The 21,927-nt window shown below is 51.5% G+C and carries 20 protein-coding genes and 1 pseudogene; 4 read left to right on the forward strand and 17 right to left on the reverse strand.

The window, feature by feature from the left end; all coding sequences use genetic code 11:
- Positions 1-59: 59 nt before the first annotated feature.
- A complete protein-coding gene (locus tag ACETK5_RS30560; protein ID WP_098749017.1) occupies positions 60-680 on the forward strand; it encodes a hypothetical protein in 621 nt (206 codons plus the stop codon).
- Between the two features lie 125 nt (positions 681-805).
- Here the strand turns inward: ACETK5_RS30560 and ACETK5_RS30565 are convergent, their stop codons facing one another.
- From ACETK5_RS30565 to ACETK5_RS30600, 8 genes are all read right to left on the reverse strand, one after another.
- A complete protein-coding gene (locus ACETK5_RS30565; protein ID WP_100541435.1) occupies positions 806-1,468 on the reverse strand; it encodes a YqaA family protein in 663 nt (220 codons plus the stop codon).
- Between the two features lie 262 nt (positions 1,469-1,730).
- Positions 1,731-2,543, reverse strand: a complete 813-nt coding sequence (gene pdxK, locus ACETK5_RS30570) for a pyridoxine/pyridoxal/pyridoxamine kinase (protein WP_076325345.1) — start codon at positions 2,541-2,543, stop codon at positions 1,731-1,733.
- A gap of 363 nt (positions 2,544-2,906) precedes the next feature.
- Positions 2,907-3,653: a type I methionyl aminopeptidase gene (map, locus tag ACETK5_RS30575; protein WP_076325344.1), complete on the reverse strand. Its 747-nt coding sequence runs from the start codon at positions 3,651-3,653 to the stop codon at positions 2,907-2,909.
- Positions 3,654-4,195: 542 nt separating this feature from the next.
- Positions 4,196-4,981: a TerC family protein gene (locus tag ACETK5_RS30580; protein WP_394059608.1), complete on the reverse strand. Its 786-nt coding sequence runs from the start codon at positions 4,979-4,981 to the stop codon at positions 4,196-4,198.
- A gap of 297 nt (positions 4,982-5,278) precedes the next feature.
- The gene (locus ACETK5_RS30585; RefSeq protein ID WP_394059609.1) at positions 5,279-5,908 is read right to left on the reverse strand and encodes a hypothetical protein; all 630 of its coding nucleotides are present in this window, start codon (positions 5,906-5,908) and stop codon (positions 5,279-5,281) included.
- A 191-nt stretch (positions 5,909-6,099) separates the two neighbouring features.
- Positions 6,100-6,666 (reverse strand): class I SAM-dependent methyltransferase, encoded by a 567-nt coding sequence (locus ACETK5_RS30590; RefSeq protein ID WP_394059610.1) that lies wholly within the window; start codon positions 6,664-6,666, stop codon positions 6,100-6,102.
- A 295-nt stretch (positions 6,667-6,961) separates the two neighbouring features.
- Positions 6,962-8,362 (reverse strand): (Fe-S)-binding protein, encoded by a 1,401-nt coding sequence (locus ACETK5_RS30595; protein ID WP_394059611.1) that lies wholly within the window; start codon positions 8,360-8,362, stop codon positions 6,962-6,964.
- Positions 8,363-8,378: 16 nt separating this feature from the next.
- Positions 8,379-9,848, reverse strand: coding sequence for an FAD-linked oxidase C-terminal domain-containing protein (locus ACETK5_RS30600; RefSeq protein ID WP_100541430.1), 1,470 nt, complete (start codon positions 9,846-9,848; stop codon positions 8,379-8,381).
- A gap of 152 nt (positions 9,849-10,000) precedes the next feature.
- Between ACETK5_RS30600 and ACETK5_RS30605 the strand changes: the two are divergent.
- Positions 10,001-10,198: pseudogene (locus ACETK5_RS30605) on the forward strand (hypothetical protein); the annotation flags it as partial.
- Here ACETK5_RS30605 and ACETK5_RS30610 read toward each other — a convergent pair.
- The 8 genes from ACETK5_RS30610 to ACETK5_RS30645 all read right to left on the reverse strand — a co-directional run bounded on the left by ACETK5_RS30610 (position 10,103) and on the right by ACETK5_RS30645 (position 18,501).
- Entirely contained in the window at positions 10,103-11,290 is a 1,188-nt protein-coding gene (locus tag ACETK5_RS30610; RefSeq protein WP_394059612.1) for an anhydro-N-acetylmuramic acid kinase, read from the reverse strand. The pseudogene ACETK5_RS30605 and the gene ACETK5_RS30610 sit on opposite strands and share 96 nt — an antisense overlap.
- 3 nt (positions 11,291-11,293) lie before the next feature.
- Positions 11,294-12,469 (reverse strand): DUF1343 domain-containing protein, encoded by a 1,176-nt coding sequence (locus ACETK5_RS30615; protein WP_394059613.1) that lies wholly within the window; start codon positions 12,467-12,469, stop codon positions 11,294-11,296.
- On the reverse strand, positions 12,466-13,161 hold the full coding sequence (locus ACETK5_RS30620; RefSeq protein ID WP_100541427.1) for a hypothetical protein: 696 nt from the start codon (positions 13,159-13,161) through the stop codon (positions 12,466-12,468). The genes ACETK5_RS30615 and ACETK5_RS30620 overlap by 4 nt, the downstream gene beginning before the upstream one ends.
- A 26-nt stretch (positions 13,162-13,187) precedes the next feature.
- Entirely contained in the window at positions 13,188-14,294 is a 1,107-nt protein-coding gene (locus tag ACETK5_RS30625; RefSeq protein ID WP_100541426.1) for an ABC transporter ATP-binding protein, read from the reverse strand.
- Between the two features lie 14 nt (positions 14,295-14,308).
- On the reverse strand, positions 14,309-15,142 hold the full coding sequence (locus ACETK5_RS30630) for a carbohydrate ABC transporter permease (protein WP_100541425.1): 834 nt from the start codon (positions 15,140-15,142) through the stop codon (positions 14,309-14,311).
- A 33-nt stretch (positions 15,143-15,175) separates the two neighbouring features.
- A complete protein-coding gene (locus tag ACETK5_RS30635) occupies positions 15,176-16,093 on the reverse strand; it encodes a carbohydrate ABC transporter permease (protein ID WP_100541424.1) in 918 nt (305 codons plus the stop codon).
- Between the two features lie 130 nt (positions 16,094-16,223).
- The gene (locus ACETK5_RS30640; RefSeq protein ID WP_100541423.1) at positions 16,224-17,618 is read right to left on the reverse strand and encodes an ABC transporter substrate-binding protein; all 1,395 of its coding nucleotides are present in this window, start codon (positions 17,616-17,618) and stop codon (positions 16,224-16,226) included.
- Positions 17,619-17,664: 46 nt separating this feature from the next.
- Entirely contained in the window at positions 17,665-18,501 is an 837-nt protein-coding gene (locus ACETK5_RS30645; protein WP_036643553.1) for a MurR/RpiR family transcriptional regulator, read from the reverse strand.
- Positions 18,502-18,727: 226 nt separating this feature from the next.
- Here ACETK5_RS30645 and ACETK5_RS30650 point away from each other — a divergent pair, with 226 nt between their 5' ends.
- Together ACETK5_RS30650 and murQ are read left to right on the forward strand one after the other, a co-directional pair.
- A complete protein-coding gene (locus ACETK5_RS30650) occupies positions 18,728-19,684 on the forward strand; it encodes a BadF/BadG/BcrA/BcrD ATPase family protein (RefSeq protein ID WP_394059614.1) in 957 nt (318 codons plus the stop codon).
- Between the two features lie 51 nt (positions 19,685-19,735).
- Positions 19,736-20,647: an N-acetylmuramic acid 6-phosphate etherase gene (gene murQ / locus ACETK5_RS30655; RefSeq protein WP_100541421.1), complete on the forward strand. Its 912-nt coding sequence runs from the start codon at positions 19,736-19,738 to the stop codon at positions 20,645-20,647.
- 243 nt (positions 20,648-20,890) lie between these two features.
- Here the strand turns inward: murQ and ACETK5_RS30660 are convergent, their stop codons facing one another.
- Entirely contained in the window at positions 20,891-21,757 is an 867-nt protein-coding gene (locus tag ACETK5_RS30660; RefSeq protein ID WP_394059615.1) for an SDR family oxidoreductase, read from the reverse strand.
- Positions 21,758-21,927 lie beyond the last annotated feature (170 nt).

Raw genomic sequence — 21,927 nt, forward strand, 5'->3', positions numbered from 1 at the left:
GAAAGCAAGTCATTTACAATTGCTAGTCGTTAGGACCGTTAACAAAGGAGTTTGCGAGTATGTACACGGAACAAGATATTTGGATTGTGCTTACAGGCACGGGCACCTGGTTCAGCAGAATGATCCAATATTTCACGAAGGCCCCACTTAACCATGCATCCATCGCGTTTGATTCCGAATTACGCGAAGTGTACAGCTTTGGGCGAAAGAAGGCGAACAATCCGTTTGACGGCGGTTTGGTTCGCGAGAATCTCCGCGACCCCTTCTTCTACACTTCGGAATGCGCGGTATATCGCTTCCGCGTTAGTAATGAAGACTATCAACGCATGCACAACCTTGTCAAAGAGATGATGCGTGATCAGGACCGCTACAAATATAATCTGCTAGGGCTGCTGGGTATATTGTTTCGGATTCATATTGATCGTGACGATGCTTTTTTCTGCTCCCACTTTGTTGCTACGGTGCTGGAGCAAGCAGGCCTGCGGCCTGTGAACAAGCCTTGTCATCTTGTAACGCCGGAGGATTTCTCCCATTCATCGCAGTTGAATGAAGTCTACCGTGGACCTCTCCACGGGTATCTTGCACAAGACATGACATCCCCGCTATCCCCATCACCGACGTTTACTCCTGTGACAACGAAAGGCCGAGGCAAGTTTTTCAGATTCGGAAAAACGGGTTAATCCTGAAATATGTAGCTATCATATAAATATGTTTCTCTGATACCTTGGAAAAAAGCAGCCGGGCTCTCACCCGGCTGCTTTTTTATATGATCGTCGCGGGGGTAACCCCCACGTCAGGTTTAGCGTTAAGCCGATGGAGTCTGGTCCGACGTCTGCTCCAGTACCGTCTTTTCGACCACAACGGGGCTAGATTCACTCGTAGATTCAGCCAGCTTTTCCTGCTCCATTTTCTTACGCTTGCGTTTGCGGTTAAAGTACACACCGATCAACAGAAGCGGAACGGCAATCAGCGCAATATATAACGATACATCCTTAACCATGCCTTCTGCCGCGTTACCGTACAGGTAAAACAAGGTACCTACAACATAAAATTTGGTAGCTCTGCCTATAGCGGCATATGCAAGAAGTCTCCATAACGGGAAGTTCAAACACCCCGATAGAATCGTGAACACCTTAAAGGGTACCGGCGTAAAAGAACCAATCAATATAGCGGCCTCGCCGTTTTTCTGAAACATGTTCGTAGCAGCGTCAATCCACTCTTTTTTCAAAATCTTGTATAGTACCGACTTCCCAAGCAGCTTTCCGATTAAATAACCCAGCGGCGTCCCCAGCAAGCACCCGATAAAGCCATACGTTGCGAGCCACAGCGCATCCTGCGGATGCATGATGCTAAGCGAAACCTGCAGAAAAAAGGCGGGAACCGGAAAAATTACAGCATCAGCAAACGAATGAATAAACAATCCCCATGGACCAAAATTTTTTAAAAATTCCAAAATGTCCTGAAACATGTCTCAACCCCTAAACATTTTCTTCCTTTTCTATCAGACCCTTTATAAAGTATAGCACATAATTATACTGGAAAGGACCTAAGCCGCTGTATCCCTTTCGGAAAAAACGCGTATAACGAAGCATGCCTTTGCTCCTATACACTATATGCTGCGAGTTCGACTAACAACAAAAAAACCTTTCTTCTTGGAAGAAAGGTTTTTTTGTCACTTTCTGCAAGCCGAATACCACGCTTGAATAAGCTTGCAAAAAAATGTATTTTGTTTAATTTGCAGATAAACTGCGGTGCGCGGAATGTCTTGTCGGACCTACGAATTCATTCAGCGGGAAGCCATTGGAGATGGCTTGTGTAATGAATGCCTTCGCTTGCTGTACCGACTCGCGAACGGTCAAGCCTTTGGCAAGATTAGCTGTAATGGAAGCGGATGACGTGCAGCCCGCACCATGAGTATACTTCGTTACAATCGTATCGGCTTCGAACCATTCAAAGCTGTTTCCGTCATAGAGCAGGTCCATCGCTTTGCCTTCGCGGATCTTGCCTCTGTCTTTAATCAGCACATTCTTCGCGCCGCGCTCATGAATGATGGCCGCAGCCTCCTGCATTTGATCCAGGGTCGTGATCGGACCGGACTTGGCCAGCTGGGACGCCTCGAACAGGTTTGGTGTTACCAAATCGGCGCGCGGAAGAAGGAACTCCAGCATCGCTTCCGTATTTTCCGGCTGCAGCACTTCATCCGTGCCCTTGCAGACCATCACCGGATCGATGACGATCCGTTCCAGGTTATAGCGGTCGATATACTGGGACACGAGCTCGATGATCTCTACGGATCCGAGCATGCCGGTCTTCATCGCGTCGATGCCAATGCCCTCGAGCACGGTTTTCAACTGCGTTTCTACAATATCGAGCGCCACCGGGAAAACCTGATGATCCCATGTCTTCGGTTCCATGCAGACAATCGTGGTCAGTGCGGTCATACCGTATACGTCAAATTCCTGAAACGTCTTCAGATCAGCCTGGATGCCAGCGCCGCCGCTCGTATCCGAGCCCGCTACGGTTAGTGCTTTTCGTATCGTCATGTTCCATGTTCCCTTCGCTTGTAAAATGATTACTCTATTATAAGAAAAACTCCGATTGGCGTCTATTCATTGATGGCGTCGAATTCGTATGCGTCTATTCAAAAACGAATTCTGAGAGTTATACATCACTCCGCATGCGGATTGTTCTTCCGATCGCTGTTGCCCCCAGATTTCCTTTGAATCACGATATATATCGTTGAAATCCGGGGGCAAAGGCGCACGCTTCGCTTCTACAGAACAATTCCGCCTGCTCCGTTGGAGTTTTTTTTGTAGGCTCACTCGCGGAATACAACAACAGCCTCGTAGCTTGTACCGTCCCGCCCCATAGGGAGCGTAAGCCCCCTTGGAGTCACATCCTGCATCTTATTGTTCCGTTAAGATCACCGGGCCATCCTTTGTGATGGCGAGGGTATGCTCATACTGCGCGGACCATTTGCCGTCCACTGTTCTCGCGGTCCATCCGTCTGAGTCGATCTTGCATTGATATGTGCCAAGATTCAGCATCGGTTCAATGGTGATGACCATGCCCTCTTTAAGCCGTGTCCCGCGGTTGGGTGGGCCGTAATGCGGCACTTGCGGCTCCTCATGCATATTTTCGCCGATGGCGTGCCCCACGAAGTGGCGGACGACCGATAAATTTTGAGATTCCGCATAGGTTTGAATCGCATGGGAGATGTCTCCGATTCGATTGCCAATCACCGCTTGCTCAATGCCGAGATACAGGGATTTCTTCGTTACGTCCAGCAGATGCTGCGCTTCCTCGGACACGTTTCCGACCGGATAGGACCAAGCGGAATCGGCGAGCCAACCATCATACTTCACCACCATATCAATGGTAACGATATCCCCGTCCTTCAATGGCTCATGGCTCGGAAAACCATGGCAAATCACGTCATTCACCGACGCGCAGGTGGCAAATGGATATCCGTGATATCCCTTCTGCTCCGGTGTCGCGCCGCGCTCTGCCAGAAACCGCTCGACAAATTGATCAATTTCCAGTGTTGTCACGCCCGGTTTAATCATCTTGGCAATCTGCCGGTGGCATTCGGCGAGAATGTCCCCGGCCTTGTTCATCTTGGCGATTTGTTCTTGTGTTTTGAGGATTATCAATCCTGTTCACTCCTTCTTCATGGGCTGTTATCTGCTATTCAAATCAAAAAGCCTTAGCTGACCGAAGATTGTTGAGGACAGGCACCCGCCTCTCCTCACTCCCCGGCCAATAAGGCTGATTCACAATCACAAGGTGTATCTGCTTTCTTCTTGTCTTGTATCCAGAAAAAGAAAAGCTAAAAGCGCCCTACATCATCTTATTCTACTCCTAAGCCAAAGGAACCTCAATGATTTCCATGATGAAGGTCTGCCTTTCGGTTTACACTCGGGCAGGCACGGGGGCCGAGGCGTGTGCTTGTTGCATCCTTGGGGGCAGCTTCAACTCGGCTGTAACCCAGAACGTCATATGACTCTCAATGACCATGAATAGAATCAGGGCAGGCAGCATTTTATCTAACTTCGAACTTCATTTATCCAATGACCATCGTTTCTCCTCATATCATAAAGTATAATTTAAGGTTGCGCAGAAACGATAATTTTACACGCGAGATCACAATTCCTTTCTTTTTTCCTATGTTCATTATATCAAAAGGGGCCGTTTGTTAGCTTTCCACTTGTTTCCGCTCCTTCTGGGTCATATCACTCTTCTCCTTGGACAAGAACCAGCCGAGGACCGCGATTAGGATTAATACGCCCCAGAATATAAGCTTCCAGCCGGTGCTTTTCGGAAACGTCTTTTCCAATACAGCGATATCCGGGTGTGCGAGCGTATAGACGGCCAGCTTGATGCCTACCCATCCCACGATCAGGAATGCAGCCGTTTCCAAGCCAGGTCTTCTAACGAGCAGCTTTCCGAAATACGATGCGGCGAACCGCATGATCACCAAGCCGATAATTCCGCCTGCCAGGATAACGAGGAATTGCCCGCCGTCCATGCCCCCGATATTCGGGAGGCCGGTTTCCGGCAGCGTCAAGGCAAGGGCTACGGCAGCCAAAATCGCATCGACCGCAAACGCAATATCCGCAAGCTCTACCTTTAACACGGTAACCCAGAATTTTTCTTGCTTCATTTCGGCTTCCTTCAGATGTTTCTTCTTCTTCACAAAGAACTGCTTAACCATATGATTTATACTGATATACAGCAGGTAGAAGGCTCCAATCGCTTGTACGTACCAAACATCCGCCAGAAAGGAGATAATGAAGAGGGATGCAAAACGGAACACGAACGCACCGGCTAATCCGTAAAATAACGCCTTCTTCCTCTTGTCCTCGGGCAAATGTTTAACCATGATGGACATGACGAGTGCATTATCGGCTGCGAGAATCCCCTCGAGTCCAATCAATACCAGCAGTACCCATCCATATTCGAGCAACAGTCCCATTTCCAAACGCAATCTCTCCTTCTTTTTTTGAATGATCCGATTTTTCGTTTCAAAAGGTGGAAGGAAACAAAAAAACCTTTATCCCGAAAATCGGCGATAAAGGTATCTACCCAGAAATAGGCTGTAGGAATAAGCACCTTTACCGAATCGGCAAAGGTCTCGCAAACAACTTTCGTTGCCAACAAAGCCGGAGACACGTTCGTGTCACGAATTGACGACTTTGCTGCGACTGCTACTCCCCTTTACTTGAATACAAGAATTATAGCATGGCCGTTTACTACCGCCAATAGATCTTCAAAAATTTTACATCGGCTTTACATTTCTCTTTCTCTTCCTCCAAAAATAGAGCCATAGCCCCGCTCCCAGCAGCACTACGACAGCCCCCCACAGGACGGGTTTCAGTGAGAATTGAGATTGACCAGCATTCTGACCTTCACCTGGAGGCACCCCCTCCGCAAGCGTATCGGGCCCTGATTCACCCTGAGCCGATGCATCGTCTGGTGGATATCCATCTCCAAGCTCGGTTAGCTCTTTGCCTGCGGTGGAGAGGAGCTTCGTACCATCACACATCCCAGTTCTCAGCTGACCCGATTCTGCAGACGCGAACACCAAAAATTCGCTTCCTACGGCAAACTGATCATAACCGCAGCTGGCTGATGACACAGCCGTTGTAAGCTCCGTCATTCCGGCTAATTCGCCCTTCCATACTTCCGATACCTCTAACGTAACCTGGACCGGATCTGCGGATGACATCATCAGCTTCGGCTTCGGGCCAACCAGCTTGGTCACTTTGCCTGCAAATATCGCTGCACTCCGTTCCAAGCTCTCCTCAACCGTAGGCGGTCCCGCACAGGAACAAGCAAATACGTCCGTTGGTTTGACCGTGTACAGGCTCACCAGGAGCAGCAAGCAGCTAAGCATAATCCTAACCATGGATTGCCTCATAAATGAATCACCTCATTCCTTAGACGGCCGCAATCCCCAAAATGTTCCAGCAGTATCAATACATGCACAGAATCTGGGATCTACCTCCACAGAACACGGTGAGGCAGGCACTGGACCGGGTGGTTATCTCGGTTATCTAAAGAGAGAGGAGATTCAGCAAGAGGCTCCATCGGCATTGGCTATTTACTGGCGATGATCAGATAATGACGCTCTGTCGGATACTCGATTCCTTCCACATACAGCCCTGCTTGCTCCAACAAAGCCTTCATCACATGCGGATCGACCCGGTTCGGACGGGGAACCCGCTTCTCGGCTGGATCCTCCTGCCACTCCAGACACAAGCATCGTCCTCCTGGCCGCAGCACCCTTGCCATCTGACGGATGGACTCCTCCAGCTGATCGGTAATATGAAGGATCAAGGAGGCAATGACCCGATCCACAGCTTCATGCTGGAAAGGAAGCTTTTCCACCATGCCTTCCATCACCTTCATATTCGTGAGCCCCTGTTCCTGTGCACGCCCCCGCATCATCTCCAGCATGGCTGGCTCGGTATCCAGCGCGTAAACCGTGCCTGTCGTTAACGAGGCTGCCGGTATGGAAAAATAGCCGGTACCTGCCCCGATGTCAAGGACATCCACCTCGCCATTCACTTGGAGCTTCTCTAGCAGTGAAGAGGCCGGTAACTCCTTCTTCCTTTCCGGACTTTCCAATCGGTCTATGAGTGACGGATCAAAGCTCTCTTTCATGGTATCGCTCTCCTCCTCGCATGATTGCACTTTGCTTATATGTACTTTATGAACCCAGTGAGGGAGAGAACTCCCCCTGTCGGTCTACCATACCGTTGATAGGGAACGATGTAAACCGGTTCGTTGCCTAATAACACTGTATCTATCCTTCTATCACTGTATCGATACGATTAATGCTGTATCGGAACCATTATATATAATAAATGATCGCAATGAACACGCTGATTTATGATAAACCAGACTAAAAAGGGCTTCCCCACGATCATAATGACCATGAGGTTGCCCATTTGTACCATTAGTCACGCTTATCCTCAATCAGCACCTGCCCTGCCAGAAAATCCGCGAGATGAACGGCCTCTACGCCATTTTGTTTACCGGCACGCTCGATCCCCCACTTCATCTGCAGCAGACATCCCGGGTTTGAAGTCACGATGACCTTGGCTCCGGTAGCCTCCACATGTTCCATTTTGCGATCCAAAAGCGTGGTCGACATTTCCGTCTGGGTCAGATTATAAATGCCGGCGGAACCGCAGCATACCTCGGCCCCCTGTAGCTCGCACATCTGTACACCAGGAAGGTGCTCCATCAGCTGACGCGGCTCGCCTTGTACCCTCATCACATTGCGCAAGTGACACGAGTCCTGATAGGTGACCGTTATGGCCTCTTTCTGTGCGCTCTCCGCATGAATCGGCGTAAGCGGCCGACCGAAGCTGTGCAGAAGCTCGGAGATATCCTTCACCTGATCTGCAAAACGAATCGCCGCTTGCTGAAGCCGCTCATCCGGCTCTGCATGCATCAGATGATCGTATTCCTTCAGTAGTGCGCCACAGCCTCCAGCATTGCTTGCGATGTAATCCACGTTCGCTTCCCCGAAAGCCCATATGTTCTGACCGGCCAGCTGCTTGGCATCGCCCATCTCACCGGCATGCGCATGCAGCGCTCCGCAGCATACCTGCTCCTCTGGAATGACAATTTCGAACCCGGCCTGACGCAGCAGCCGTACGGTGTTCACGTTCGTGGATGCAAACATGACATCCATGATGCAGCCACGGAACATGCCGACCCGGCCGACCTTCGCCCCGGCCGCAGGGATCACCATAAGCCTTGAACCGCTGTCTGTCGTCTCGCGGCGGTAGGGCAAGCCAGCCTTGCTCCACAGCTCTTCCAGGCCGTCGCCCGTTACGGGAGGCAGCGCCTTCTCCAGCTGCTGAAGATGGTCGGGAAACAGCTTCATGGCTCCGGAACTCCGCGCAAACTTTTGAAGGCCGGATTTCTGATAAAAGGAAAGCGTCTTGCCGATCAGCTTCAACCTTCCGCGATGCGGGAATAGCCCTTGCAGGAACGTTTTGCGAACGATCCGCACCGGCAGCGAATACGGCTTCTCGGCAGCAATGGCTGCCCGGGTCTGCTCGATCAGCTGGCCGTATTTCACATCGGAAGGACAAGCAGGCTCACAGGCTCTGCAGCCCAGACAAAGATCCATCTGGCTCCGAAAGCTCTCATCCGGCTCCATCAAACCATCCACAACCGCTTTCATAAGCGCAATCCGCCCGCGCGGGGAGGCAGCTTCGAGCCCTGTCTCGAGGAATGTTGGACAGGCGGTCTGACAAAACCCGCAGCGCATACAGTTCGTCAATTGATCCTCATCCAGCGTCAGCTTCAGCGATTGTGCAAGCTTCTCATGGGTTGAATTCATGCGCTCTCGCCTCCTCTCACGATGTTTGGATCTTCTGATCCTGATCCGAAATCGAGTCCCGCTCTGCCTGCTCCGTCCGATCCTGGAAGACAATCCGCTTCCGGGTTTCCGCAAACAGCTTCCCGGGATTCATGATTTGGTGCGGATCGATCGCATCCTTAATGGATTTCATCATTTGGATGCCGGCTGCGCCCACCTTCCATTCCAGGTAAGGGGCCTTCACGATACCGACGCCATGCTCACCGGTAATGGTGCCCCCCATGGCAATCGCCGCCTCAAAGATTTCGGCGAATGCCTGTTCCACACGGTGAATCTCTTCCGGGTCGCGGGCATCCGTCATCGCGGTCGGATGCAGATTGCCGTCCCCGGCATGGCCAAATGTGCAGATCTGCACATCGTATTTCTGTGCGATACGCTGAACTTCAAGGACCATGTCCGCAATCTTCGAACGCGGAACCGTCGCGTCCTCCAGGATCGTGGTCGGCCGCAATCGGGATAGCGCGGCAAGCGCGCTCCGTCTCGCTTCCATTACCTTCGCCCCTTCTTCCGGTGTCTTGGCAATATTGAGCTGAACCGCGCCGGAGGCGAGACATATCTCTTCCAGCTTCTTCAAGTCCCGCTCCACATCATCCACGCTGCCGTCCTGCTCAATCGCCAGCATCGCTTTGGCGTGAACCGGCAGGCCGATTTTGGCAAAATCCTCAACCACCTGGAGGGTCGGCTGATCCATGAATTCCAAGGTGCACGGGAAAATATGATTGGCTATAATATTCGACACCGTTCGGGCCGCCGCGTTGAGATCGTCATAGACGGCAACCATGGCCTTCCTGTAAGAAGGCTTCGGAATCAGCTTGACCGTGGCCTCGGTCAGAATGGCCAGCGTACCGCCCGATCCTACCAACAGCCGGGTCAAATCGTACCCTGCCGCGTCCTTCACCAGCTTGCCGCCCGTGCGCAGGATGCTGCCATCCGGCAATACGGCTTCCAGGCCAAGGACATAATCCTTGGTCGTTCCATACTTCAAGCCCCGCAGGCCACCAGCCCCCAGGGCGATATTGCCGCCCATCGTGCAGATGATCATGCTGCTTGGATCCGGAGGATAGAACAGTCCTGTCCGTTCAACCGCCAGATGAAACTGCTTCGTATTCAGACCGGTCTGGAAGGTGGCGGTCAGGTTATCCGAATCGATCTCCAGCAGCTTATTCATTCGGGTCATAACCACGATCAGACCGCCCTGAAGCGGAATGGTCCCGCCGCACAGATTGCTGCCTGCGCCCCGCGTAATAACGGGTATGCGGTGTTTTGAGCAAATTTTGACGATGTCGGATACTTCCTGCGTGCTTCCAGGAAAGATAACCCCGTCGGGCATTGCTTGATATAGCGGCGTAGCATCATAACTGTAAGCGACGAGACTTTCCGGATCGTCCTTGAACCACTTCCCGCCAACCACGGCGGCCAGCTGCTCGCGAATAACAGATTCCAGCACGTGTTGTTTCCCCCTCCCCTATACGAGTTTGACTACAATATAGATAATCACGTTTCTTTCCAAGATCGCTGCCTAACATTACCTATACACCATCGCTCGGTACTTCCGTTCCGCGGACTTTAATGAACGGTTTATGCATGGGTTTATGCACGGAGAACCTGGCAAAACCTATCTCTCTGGCAATCCGGCTTGATGCGAACATTTTTGCCGGCGAGGTACTGATCACGGTGATTTTGAAGTTTATGCCTCCTCCGCTATGGCAGGGCCAGCTTCCCCATAACGGTTGGGCGGCCGGCTCCCGTAGCCGCAGGCAAATTGTTAGGAACACCGAGCATGAAGTCATTGCCTAACAGTGCAAAAATCACGGCTTCCTTCGCATCGTCATCAAAGCCCAGCGCCTTGGAGCTCATGACTTTCTGTTCCGGCAGCAGCTCGCTTAACATGGAGAGCAGTGTCTTGTTGTGCGCTCCTCCGCCGGTCACGATCACTTCATCGATCTTGTAACGGGGAAACACATATCTCACATAGCTATCCGCAATGGTACGGGCGGTAAACGCCGTAGCCGTTGCCATCACGTCCTCATCCGAAAGCTTCCTGAGCCTGGCTTGTTCCAGAAATGAAACCGCGTAATTGTGACCAAACACTTCTCTTCCTGTTGATTTGGGCGGCTCCATGTGAAAATAAGGATGCTCCATCATCTCGCCTAACAAGACCTGATCCGGGTTGCCTCGGGCAGCCCATTTTCCGCTGTCGTCATATGAAAGCTGCCCTCCGGATAGCATATGGGCTATGGCATCCATGATCATATTGCCGGGCCCGGTATCAAAAGCCAGCACATCCGCAGGATCCGCCCCTGCGGGCAGCGCCGAGCAATTGCCGATCCCGCCGATGTTCTGCAGCAGCCTTCCCCGCTGCGGGTGCCGAAACAGGATCAAATCTCCGTAAGGAGCAAACGGGGCCCCTTGCCCCCCAACCGCCATATCTGCAGGCCGGAAGTCCCCTACCGTAAGTTTGCCGGTATGCTTGGCGATAACGGAAATATCGCCGATCTGTAGAGTCGAAGCGACAGCATAGGGATCACCTTGTCCGGGTACAGGCTGATGCCAAATCGTCTGTCCATGGGAGCTAACCAAATCCACCTCATCGATTTGCATGCCGGCATCGGCAACCGCTTCCAGGACTGCCGCTCCAAACTGATACCCCAGGTATGCATTCATACTGCAAACAGCAGCGCTATTGGAATTCTCTTCACTGCACAGATTGCGCAGCCGCTGACGGAGCTCCGGTTCGTATGGCTTGCTATAGTAATGCAGCAGTTCAACCGATGCCTCGAGGCCGCTTCCGTGTATGCGGACGACGGCTGCATCGATGCCGTCAAGCGAAGTACCCGACATCAGGCCGACCACAACGGTCGGCCCTCCATCCTTCCATGGTGAGAACATCCTTTACGCCTCCCCATACAGCAGATAAGGAGCCCGCCTCGTTCTCCACTGCTCCGCATCCTTACCCCACTCGGCAACAATGCGCTGAAGTCCGGCTTCTTCGTGGATGTGCCGGCGGACATCCTCGCTGCCCGTAAGCAAATCAATAAAATACCGGTTACGTCCCTCCGGTGGACTAAGCCACTGGAACTGATCCGGGTACATCCGGCTGACCAGGTGCAGCAGCACAAGTCCTGTGCGCACAGCTTCCACTTCTGCCGGATTCGTTACAAACAGCATCACCCCGCCACAGCCTTCGCCCTGGTGCTTCGAGAAGGTAGGCGTCATGTACATGGAATGGGCATGCACGCCCGGCAGTCCGTACGCGTTGAATGCCTTCGCCAGCTCTTCGCCATTGACCCATGGGGCCCCGATCCATTCGAACGGCCGGGTCGTACCCCTGCCTTCCGAAAGGTTGGTCCCTTCGAAGAAACAGGTCCCACTGTACAGCCGAACCGTATCCATCGTGGGAATGTTCGGCGAAGGCAGCACCCACGGAAGACCCGTGTCGGTATAAACCATGCCGCGCGTCCAGCCTTCGAGCTGAATCACATCCAGATCACAGCCCGTTCCCCGCAAGTCGTTGGCCATGCGCGCGAATTCGCCGATGGTCATGCCGGTGCAAATCGGAATGTGCCATCCGCCCACCATAGATTCAAATCCCGGCTGTAGCAAGCCGCCTTCGCAGCGCTCGCCTCCCAGCGGATTCGGCCGGTCCAGAACAAGCAGGCTCTTGCCATGCTCGGCGCATGCCTCCATGACATACAGCAGCGTCGTCATATACGTATAAAAACGCACGCCAAGGTCTTGAATATCAAAGATGACCGTGTCCACGTTCTTCAGCATGTCGGCGTCCGGTTTGCGCCGCGAACCATACAGACTGTAAACCGGCACGCCGAATACCGGGTCCACTTCATCATCCACGTGCTTCCCTGCCTGCAGTTGACCTCGCAGCCCATGCTCGCAAGCAAACAAAGCCGTCAATTCCGACTCGGGCAAGCCTGCAATCACCTCGATAGATGAACGAAAATCCGACGTGAGCCCCGTCGGATTCGTGATGACGCCAAGGCGACGACCCGTGATTTTCTCATGCTTTAAGCTCGGCAGCATATCAATTCCGCTCCGCACATTGATTCTCATATGCTCACACCTCTCGCTTCCGAGGCTACCACACCGTCTTCCGCCGGTTTGGCCTCTTCCGGATTCAGTACATTATACGTAACCTTATGCTGGTATATGGCCCACATGCCGTTAAACAAAAATCCAAAGCCAACGACCGTTACAAGCAGCGGGATCGCAACGCAGAAGGCTTGAAAGCATGCGCCCAGCGTATAGGCCGGATATTTTAGGAACAGCTTGACACTGTGGGCCATAGCCTTGAAGATGCCCATCCCTTCCTGAATGACAAGCTGAAAGGTGTAGAATTGGGATATGAGCGCCATGATGACGAAATAGGTCTGGAACACGCCAATCGCAAGATAGCCGATTCCCTCTTTGCCCCCGTAATACCACCAGGTGGACCACAAAATGAGGGCCATCACCACAAAGAAGAAGCCCATGATTACGGCAGGTCCGAGTCCCTTGATCGCGCCTTGGAACACATCCTTAAGTCTTGACTTGCCCCGCTCCGTTCTGCGGTGATACGCATAACAAACACCATAAAAGAGCGGCATATACAGAATCGGCAGCAGCACCAGCGCTGCCCACAGCGGCACAAACATGACCACCGTCACGAGCACCAGCGAGGTAATCATGCTGTATAAGGCCACCGCCGTAATCTCACGGTAAATCTCAACCCCTGTCTTCTTCAACACATCATTCAGCTTGCGCATAGCTTTCCTCTCCTCTTCGTCGTTGTTTACCAATCGATACGCTGTTCCGTCTCAGGATCGAAGAAATGCACCTTATCGAAATTGAAAATGAAGGTTTTGTCCATGCCCGGATAACCCGTCGTTTCCGGGTGAACCTTCGCGGTAACCGTCCGGTTTCCAACGCGGAAGTACACTAGGTTCTCTGAACCGAGATGTTCAACAACCTGAACCTTGGTGAAGTACTTGTAATCCAGATTGGTTGTTCCTGGCAGATCCTCACCCGTAATGTGCTCGGGACGGACGCCCAGGATAAGATGCCTGTTCTCGTATTTGCTCAGCGCACCCGCCATCGTATCCGGAATAGTAAATGCCCCGCCTTCCATACGGAGGACATTCCCTTCCTTATGCACATCGATAAAGTTCATCGGCGGGGAGCCGATAAAGCCGGCTACGAACATGTTCTGCGGATTCGCATACAGCTCCGTCGGCGAAGCGATCTGCTGGATAATGCCGTTGTTCATCACGACGATCCGCTCTCCGAGCGTCATCGCCTCAACCTGATCATGCGTTACGTATACAATGGTGGCTTCCAGACGTTTGTGCAGCTCCGACAGCTCTACCCGCATCTGCACGCGAAGCTTCGCATCCAGGTTCGACAGCGGCTCGTCAAACAGAAACACCTGCGGATCGCGCACGATGGCCCGCCCTACCGCAACACGCTGACGCTGTCCGCCGGACAGCTCGCGCGGCTTCCGGTCAATCATCGACTCCAGACCTAGAATGGAGGCTGCCTGCGATACCTTTTGCTCAATATAAGCCTTGGGCTTCTTCAGGTTCTTCAAGCCGAAGGAGAGATTCTCGCGAATGGTCATATGAGGATACAGCGCATAATCCTGGAACACCATCGCGATATCCCGATCTTTCGGGTGAAGATTATTTACTACTCTGTCGCCGATGATGATGTCGCCGGAGGTTTGACGTTCCAGCCCGGCAATCATGCGCAGCGAGGTGGTTTTGCCGCAGCCGGAAGGACCGACAAATACCACGAACTCTTTATCATTGATCACAAAGTCCGACCCCGCTACAGCGGTAAACGTCCCTTTGTTGTCGTCTACAAATTCTTTTCGTATATTACGGAATTCTACGCGTGCCATAACTTTGCCTCCTTCTAGCCTTTAACGGCTCCAATGGTGATGCCTTGCAGGAAATAGCGCTGAAGCGAGAAGAACAGGATCATCATCGGCAGCGCCGCGACGGTTGCTCCAGCCATAAGTGCGCCGAAATCGGTCGTGTCCGCATAAACGAAGGAAGCAAGACCGACTTGTATGGTCCTCATTTCCGTCGAATTGGTCACGAGGAAGGGCCAGAAGAAATCGTTCCAGGATGCAACGAACGTGAAAATCGCCAGCACGGCAAGACCCGGTTTGGCCATCGGGAGAATGACCTTCCAGAAGATGCCGAATTCGCCGCAAGCGTCGATACGCGCTGCATGAATCAGAGAGGTAGGCAGTGATGACATGTACTGCTTCATCAAGAAAATGTTGCCCACGCTTACAATGCCGGGAAGAAGAATAGCCGTGTATGTATTCCCGAGATCAAATACGTCAATCATCAAAATATAGAGCGGAATCAGCGTCACTTGCGCCGGGATCATCATCGTGCTGAGCAAAACCCAGAATACCGCTTTGTTCCCCGGGAACTTCAGCTTCGCAAAGGCATAACCTGCGAGCGAGGCCAGGAATACGTTGGTCACCGTCAGAATGGATGAGATCAATAAGGAGTTAAAGAGCCACCTCATGACGTTGGTTTTGCCAAAAAAACGCTCGTACGGGGCCACGGAAAATACGTCCGGAATCATTTTCGGGATAAACGAAGCCGCTGACTTGGTGTCCTGCACAGAGCCAATCAACATCCAGTACATCGGAATGATCGTCAGAACGCTCCATACCACCAGGATGACCGAAGCCACAATCAGCATGATCACTTTTGATCTTGATTTCATAGGTGCACCCCCTTTTAGCTTCAGAAATATGCATTAATACTCCACGTCGGACGAGAAGTATTTGAACTGAATGACGGAAATGACAATAATCAATGCGGCTAATACAAAAGATTGCGCTGCCGCGAGTCCAAATTCATAGAAGTTGAATGCGGTGCTGTAAATCAGGTAGGCGATGGTTGTCGTCGCGAAGTTCGGACCGCCCTGCGTCATCAGATACACCGAGATAAACACCTGGAAGGACGTAATGACGCCCGTCACCAGCAGATACAATGTGGTTGGTTTCATCAGCGGCCACGTAATGCTCCAAAATTTGGACCAACCGCTGGCATGGTCAATATCCGCGGCTTCATAGAGCGATTTGGGAATCCCGCCCATGGCGGCCAAATAAAGAATAATGCCCGCACCATGCGAACCGAGCCAGTTCATCAAGATAAGCGAAAAGAGCGCGGTGTTCGATTTGCCGAGCCATATGACCGGGTCAAATCCGAATAATCCAATGAAGCGATTCAACAGCCCGGCATGGGTCGGATCGTAAATGGCGAGCCATACCACCGAGATGGTGACGCCGGAAGCAACGGCCGGCAAATACATCGTAGCCTTGAAGAACGTTTGCCATTTATTCTTCATCTGAAATATAAAAAAGGATAAAGCATACGTGATGACAATGTTCACCGGAACGGTACCGATCGTGAATAAAACCGTATTCCTCATGGATTTCCAGAACACTTCATCCTGTACCATCCGTGTGTAGTTGTCCGTTCCAATCCATTCAGAGCCCATCACGCTGTATTCCTGAAAGCTCATCAGAAAAGCGGAGGCGACCGGGTAAAGCGTAAATATCAAGAACAACAGTACGGGAGCCAGAATGAATAAATACGCCCATCCATATTCGCGTAGATAACCCTTCATTGGGGGACGCGAAGGCCGGGTTTGCGCCGGGGCAGTCTGCATTTGATTTCCTCCTTTGCGCACAGGTGAAGTATTTTCATGAAGCCTTTTGAAGCCTGAATCAATTGGTTTAAAAAGGGAGTGGCCCGATCGTTCCTGCTAAGGACAACGGGACACCCCCTTATAACTTCAATTACTGTCCTAAAATCTGTTTGCCTTTATCCTTGAAGTCCTGCGCGATCTGTTCCGGTGTCTTCTCACCCGAGAACAGCGCCTGAATGTTCGGCTTCACCACTTGCTCCTTGAATTTCTTCTGGTTGCCTGAAGCCTCTGCATCGAGGTTCAGGGTCACCGGAATTTCTTTGAAGTTCGCAAAAATTTCCGCTGCTTTAATGGTGGATTCCGTACCGAGTCCTTTGCCTTCATAAAACTCCGCTTGGGATTTACGAACGAAAGGCAGCACCAGTTCATTCGCGGAATTACCTGCTTTCGCGCCGCTCAGTCCTTCCATGATCAGGAACGTGTTCTTTGCATGCTCTTCGCCTTTATCCTTCTTCTGTTTGAACGCTACGTAGCCTTCACCAAACATGGAGGTCTTCCGCTCAGCCCCGTCGTTATGCGGAACCGGCAGCAGGACGAAATCGATTTTCGCGCCCTGTACAGTACCGCTGTCAATATCCTTCGCGCGGTTCTGGAGCATTACGTCATAGTAAGGAATCGCCTTGGACACGATCGCGGCTTCCTCTGCATAGAACAGATCCATCCGTTTGGCCGGCGTAATCGCTGCGGTCTCGGCAGGCAAATGCCCGGCTTTCATCAGATCGGACACGAATGTCATCGTATCCAGAATCCGCTCGTCGTTCCATTGGAACTCGCCTTTATCATTCAGAACGTCCGGCATGCCGTTGCTGCGCGTCAGCATTTCCATGAAGTCCAGGGAAGTACCGTCGGTCACCAGCGCATACTGCGTATTGCCGTTCGGAAGTTTCTTGGTCAACTTCTCGGCAGCTGCCTTGAATTCAGTCCAAGTCCAGCCGTTCTCTTGAATAGCCTTCCAGTCGATGCCGGCTTCTTCAAGAATCTTCTTGTTGCCGCCCCACGCCCAGAGGGATTGGTACAGCGGAAGTCCATATTGTTTACCCTGGATTTGGCCCAGCTCAAGCGTTCCCGGCAGGTAGTCGTTTTTGATCTCGTCCGTAATATAAGGGGTAAGCTCCAGTGCAAGGCCCGTATCCACATAAGCTCCATCCACCGCGTGGAAATAGAGGTCAGGCGGGTTACCGGCATTCAAGGCCACATCGAACTTCTTCGGACCCTCAGCCCAGGAGAGCACTTCGGTTTGGACTGTAATGTGCGGATACTTTTCTTTCAGATCCGCTACATGCTCTTTCAACTCATCTTCGTATTTACCATGAACCGGATAAGTCCAGACGACAACCGTATCCTGCTTCGGTGCGGCTTCACCGTTTCCTTCCGAAGTGGTTCCTGTTCCGCCTTCCGGAGTCTTCGCCCCGCCGGAACCGCCGCAAGCTGCGGTAAACACGAGCATTAAAGAAGCCAACAATGTAAGCCAACCTTTTTTCTTCATGTACTACTCCCCTTATCATTTATATATTTGTGGTTTTCGCTATGAACTACAACCGCTTGATCGCTTGCCGGCTCTCATCCAGGTATTTCACTGAATTCTCGTAATTTCGGCTGGCGACGCCAAGATATAAAATATCGATAAGATTAAGCTGCGTAATACGAGAGGACATTGCGCCACTGCGAATCTCGTTCTCCGTGGAGGAAGTGTACAAGGGAATGTCCACCGATCGGCTCAAGGTAGAATCGCCGTATTTGGTAATGCCAATCGTCTTGCACCCCTTCTCCTTCGCAATCGCTGCTGCGCGGATCACTTCATCCGTTTCACCGGAGTAGGAAATGCATACGGCCGCATCATCTGGAGTCAGCAGCACCGCCGAGGTGAGCTGAACATGAGGGTCCGGAAACGATATGCATACCTTGTTAATCCGCAAAAATTTCTGCTGGGCATCCATCCCGATCAGATTGGAAGCCCCTACCCCGAACATGAAAATGCGCTTCGACTGATCGAGGGCCAGAACGGCCTCTTCCACCTTCCCTTCCTCCATAATCTTCATCGTATCCCGAATCGATTGAATGTTGTTGTTCGAGACGTTCTGTATAATTGCAGAAATGCTGTCATTGGGCCGGATATCCTGATACCCGGTGGCTAATGGCTCCTGCAAGTCTCCGGCTACCTTCAGCTTCAGATCCTGATAGCCTTTGAAACCCATCGTTTTGCACAGGCGTACAATGGCAGCCTGACTGGAACCGCTTCGGACTGCAAGATCCGCGACCGACATCTGTATCATCTCTGCCGGTTCCTGCAAAATGAAGGCTGCAACTTTGCGCTCGGACGGATTTAATGAATCATACACCTCACGCAATCGAACCAATCCGCCGTTCATTTCTTGCCCCCCCTTTACAAATAATCCTCTGACGATCACTTCTATGTAACATTACTTTACACAACTTGAATGAAAGCATGACTGGTATCGCTTTCAATATCAGTGGATTGAGTTCATTATAAATTGTATGAAATTATATTTCAATACTTAATTCATGATTTAAAATTTTATTTTACAACACTTCCGTTTTCTCCTATACTGGATATAGAAAGCGAAGTGGTTCAATATGGAAATTTTTATCGGTGTTGATGGTGGCGGTACCAAAACCGAAGCAACCGCTATCAATGGCGCTGGAGAAGTGTTTTCCCGGTATACCGGAGGTTCCACCAATCCTTACATTGTAACCTTTGATAAAGCGATGGAGGAACTCCGAACGGTGTTGGATGGGCTTCTGGCACCTCTTTTTAATAAGTCATTATCACTCACATCAATATGTCTTGGAATGTCAGGTATAAGCTCTGCAGAAGAACGACGTCGTGTTCAGTCTTTCCTTCATTCCTATTTCCAGCAGCGGCAGCTCTCGATGCGTATTTACATGCGCTCGGAAGCCGAAATTTCATTAATGGCCGTACTGGAACGTCAGTATGGAATACTTGCGATCTCGGGAACCGGATCCAATACCTACGCTATAACCAAATCGGGAGACATCCACCGCGTCGGTGGCTGGGGACATCTTCTTGGAGACGAAGGCAGCGGCTATCAGATCGGACTTCAGACGCTGAAATCTGTCATTAAGAGCCACGAGGGCATTTTACCACCCACCATCATGAGCAGCCTGATTGTTGCAGCCTATCCTCTCCAGCATATTACCGATCTCAAATCTTACATTTACCAGCCCGCTATAACGAAACAGGATATCGCTTCCTTCGCCCGCTGCTGCATAGAAGCAGCCGAAGCCGGTGATGAAGCGGCATGCGGCATCATCCGGCAGCAGGCAGAAGAACTGGCCGATACAACAAGCGCTCTCATCAGGCAGCAAGCTGAATTCGAAGAGAGTGAACTCGTGCAGATCGGCTCGATATTCAAACATTCACCCTTGTTTCGGGACACGTACGGCAGCGTACTGCTAACGCGTTACCCCCGCCTCCGGTTCCCCGAAGGAAATCGTGAACGTACACCCGCCCATGGTGCGGCCCTGTTAGCCTGCAAGCTATTTACAGACGGCGTCTCTGACTTGCTGTAGCTTTACATCAGTGCCCGTCCATATTCCAAGGCAAAAAAGGAGACCTGTCTCATGACGAATATTCTAAGTCAATTGACAACCGAACAGCCTCATGAAAATACGCAAAACATTGATCAGTTGAGCTCAGAACAAATTATGATCCTCATCAATAGCGAGGATAGCCTGATCACCGATGCGATCCGCGAGCTTATTCCTCTTATAGCCAGAGCGGCAGATCTCGTCGTGGACGCTTTCCAGAAGGGTGGCAGATTGTTCTATATAGGTGCCGGAACCAGCGGCCGAATCGGTATTCTGGACGCATCCGAGTGTCCGCCTACCTACGGGACCGACCCTTCCATGGTGCAGGGATTGATCGCAGGGGGTTTCAGAGCCGTAAAGGAAGCTATCGAAGGTGCCGAGGATAGCGAAGAGTTAGGTGAACAGGATATCAATGAAAACGGTATCAATGAGAGGGATGTTGTCATCGGCATCGCTGCAAGCGGCCGTACGCCCTATGTTCTTGGGGCAATGAGATGCGCCAAGGAGCGTGGAGCTGTTGTCATCGGACTCTGTAATAACTACGAATCGCCGATGCATCAGTATGCGGATTTTGTGATCGAGGCTGTTGTCGGACCCGAAGTGATCATGGGCTCCACGCGTATGAAAGCCGGTACTTCGCAAAAGCTGATTCTGAACATGCTGACAACGACCGCCATGATTCGGATCGGCAAGGTGTACAAAAATCTGATGGTCGACCTCAACCCGTCCAATAATAAGCTTGTGCATCGCGCCAAACGCATCATAACCCTTGCAACGGGAGCATCTGAGGAGGATGTGGAGAAGGCGTACCATGAAGCCGGCGCCCATGTTAAAACCGCCATCGTGATGCTGCTTGCAAATGTCAGTGCCGCGGAAGCTTCCAAACTTCTAGACGGTACCAGCGGATTTGTTCGCAGCGCAATCGATATGAAAACGACGAAGTAATATAACGTGTGCTTCTATAACGGATCATGAACATCTATCGTGAAATGAAACGGGATATCCTCAGATCATGTTGATCTGAAGGATATCCCGTTTATTCGTTCGCCAGTCTTGGTCCTTCATTTACTGGTAGTCATCATGTTGATGGGCCGATTCATCCCCTCGTTCATTGTTGCCCGATCAGGCTCTTATCGGATCATTCAGTCATAAACCACTCTTGGAATCGGGCCTCTTGAACGCGTAAATTCATCGACCCTTGTCCGACTTCCAACCTACCTGTTCTTCACTCCATTCCCACAGACGAGCGGCCAGCTTCGGATCCCTTGCCTTGTCGGTGGTCTTCGCTGGTTTGCATTTGACGTAGTATTCCCCTGTCACATGCTCCACTTCAGGACTAGCAGCCAAATAAATCGCTGTCCGAGCTCCTTCGAGCGGCGTTAAGAAGAACGGACGAAGCAGCTTGTGGACCGCATTGCCAAAGCCAGTGTCCCGGTTCACGCCAATGCTGGTGCTGACGGCACCGGGATGAAGCGCATTGACCGTTACCCGCGTCGGCTGCAGCCGGCGGGCAAGCTCTTTCGTGAATAAAATATTGGCCAATTTGGACTGTGCGTAACCTTTGGCCACATTGAATCCCTTACCGAGATGAGGGTCATCAAAATGAATGCTGCCCACTTTATGCGCGCCAGAGGATACATTTACGACCCTCCCCTGCCGGGCGTGCTGAAGGGGCTCCAGGAGCTCGTTCGTCAGCAAAAAATGCCCCAGATGATTGACCCCCATCATGGCTTCATATCCGTCCTGCGTCAGTTCCCGCTTGATAGTGACCACGCCAGCATTATTCACAAGAACGTCAAGCCGCTCGTATTTGGCCTTATAATCGGAAGCGAATGCCCTAATGCTATCAAAAGACCCCAAATCCAGCGTCATCAGCTCGATTTTCGAGCTGCCGCTCTCCTGCAGCGCTTGCCGAAGAGCCGCTTCGCCCCTCGATTGACTACGGCAAGCCATGATTACATGCGCTCCGCCTTTTGCCAGCTCCACCGTCGCAGCCAGGCCCATGCCGGAGTTGGCTCCTGTTACGATGATGATCTTTCCAGTCATGTCATTCATCCCGCTGACCTCCTGTTCATCTACCTGCTACCATTCTAATAAGAAAAACGACTATCGACGCACTTTCTCAGAAGACAGACCACATTTAGCGGAAGTTTTTCTTGCGAGATAAGGATGGTAAGCCTCTGAAGTTTATACTTTCTTATCTCTAAAAAAAAGCCCCGCCACCA

The sequence above is a fragment of the Paenibacillus ilasis genome (genome assembly GCF_043195395.1).
GTDB lineage: Bacteria > Bacillota > Bacilli > Paenibacillales > Paenibacillaceae > Paenibacillus_AQ > Paenibacillus_AQ lautus.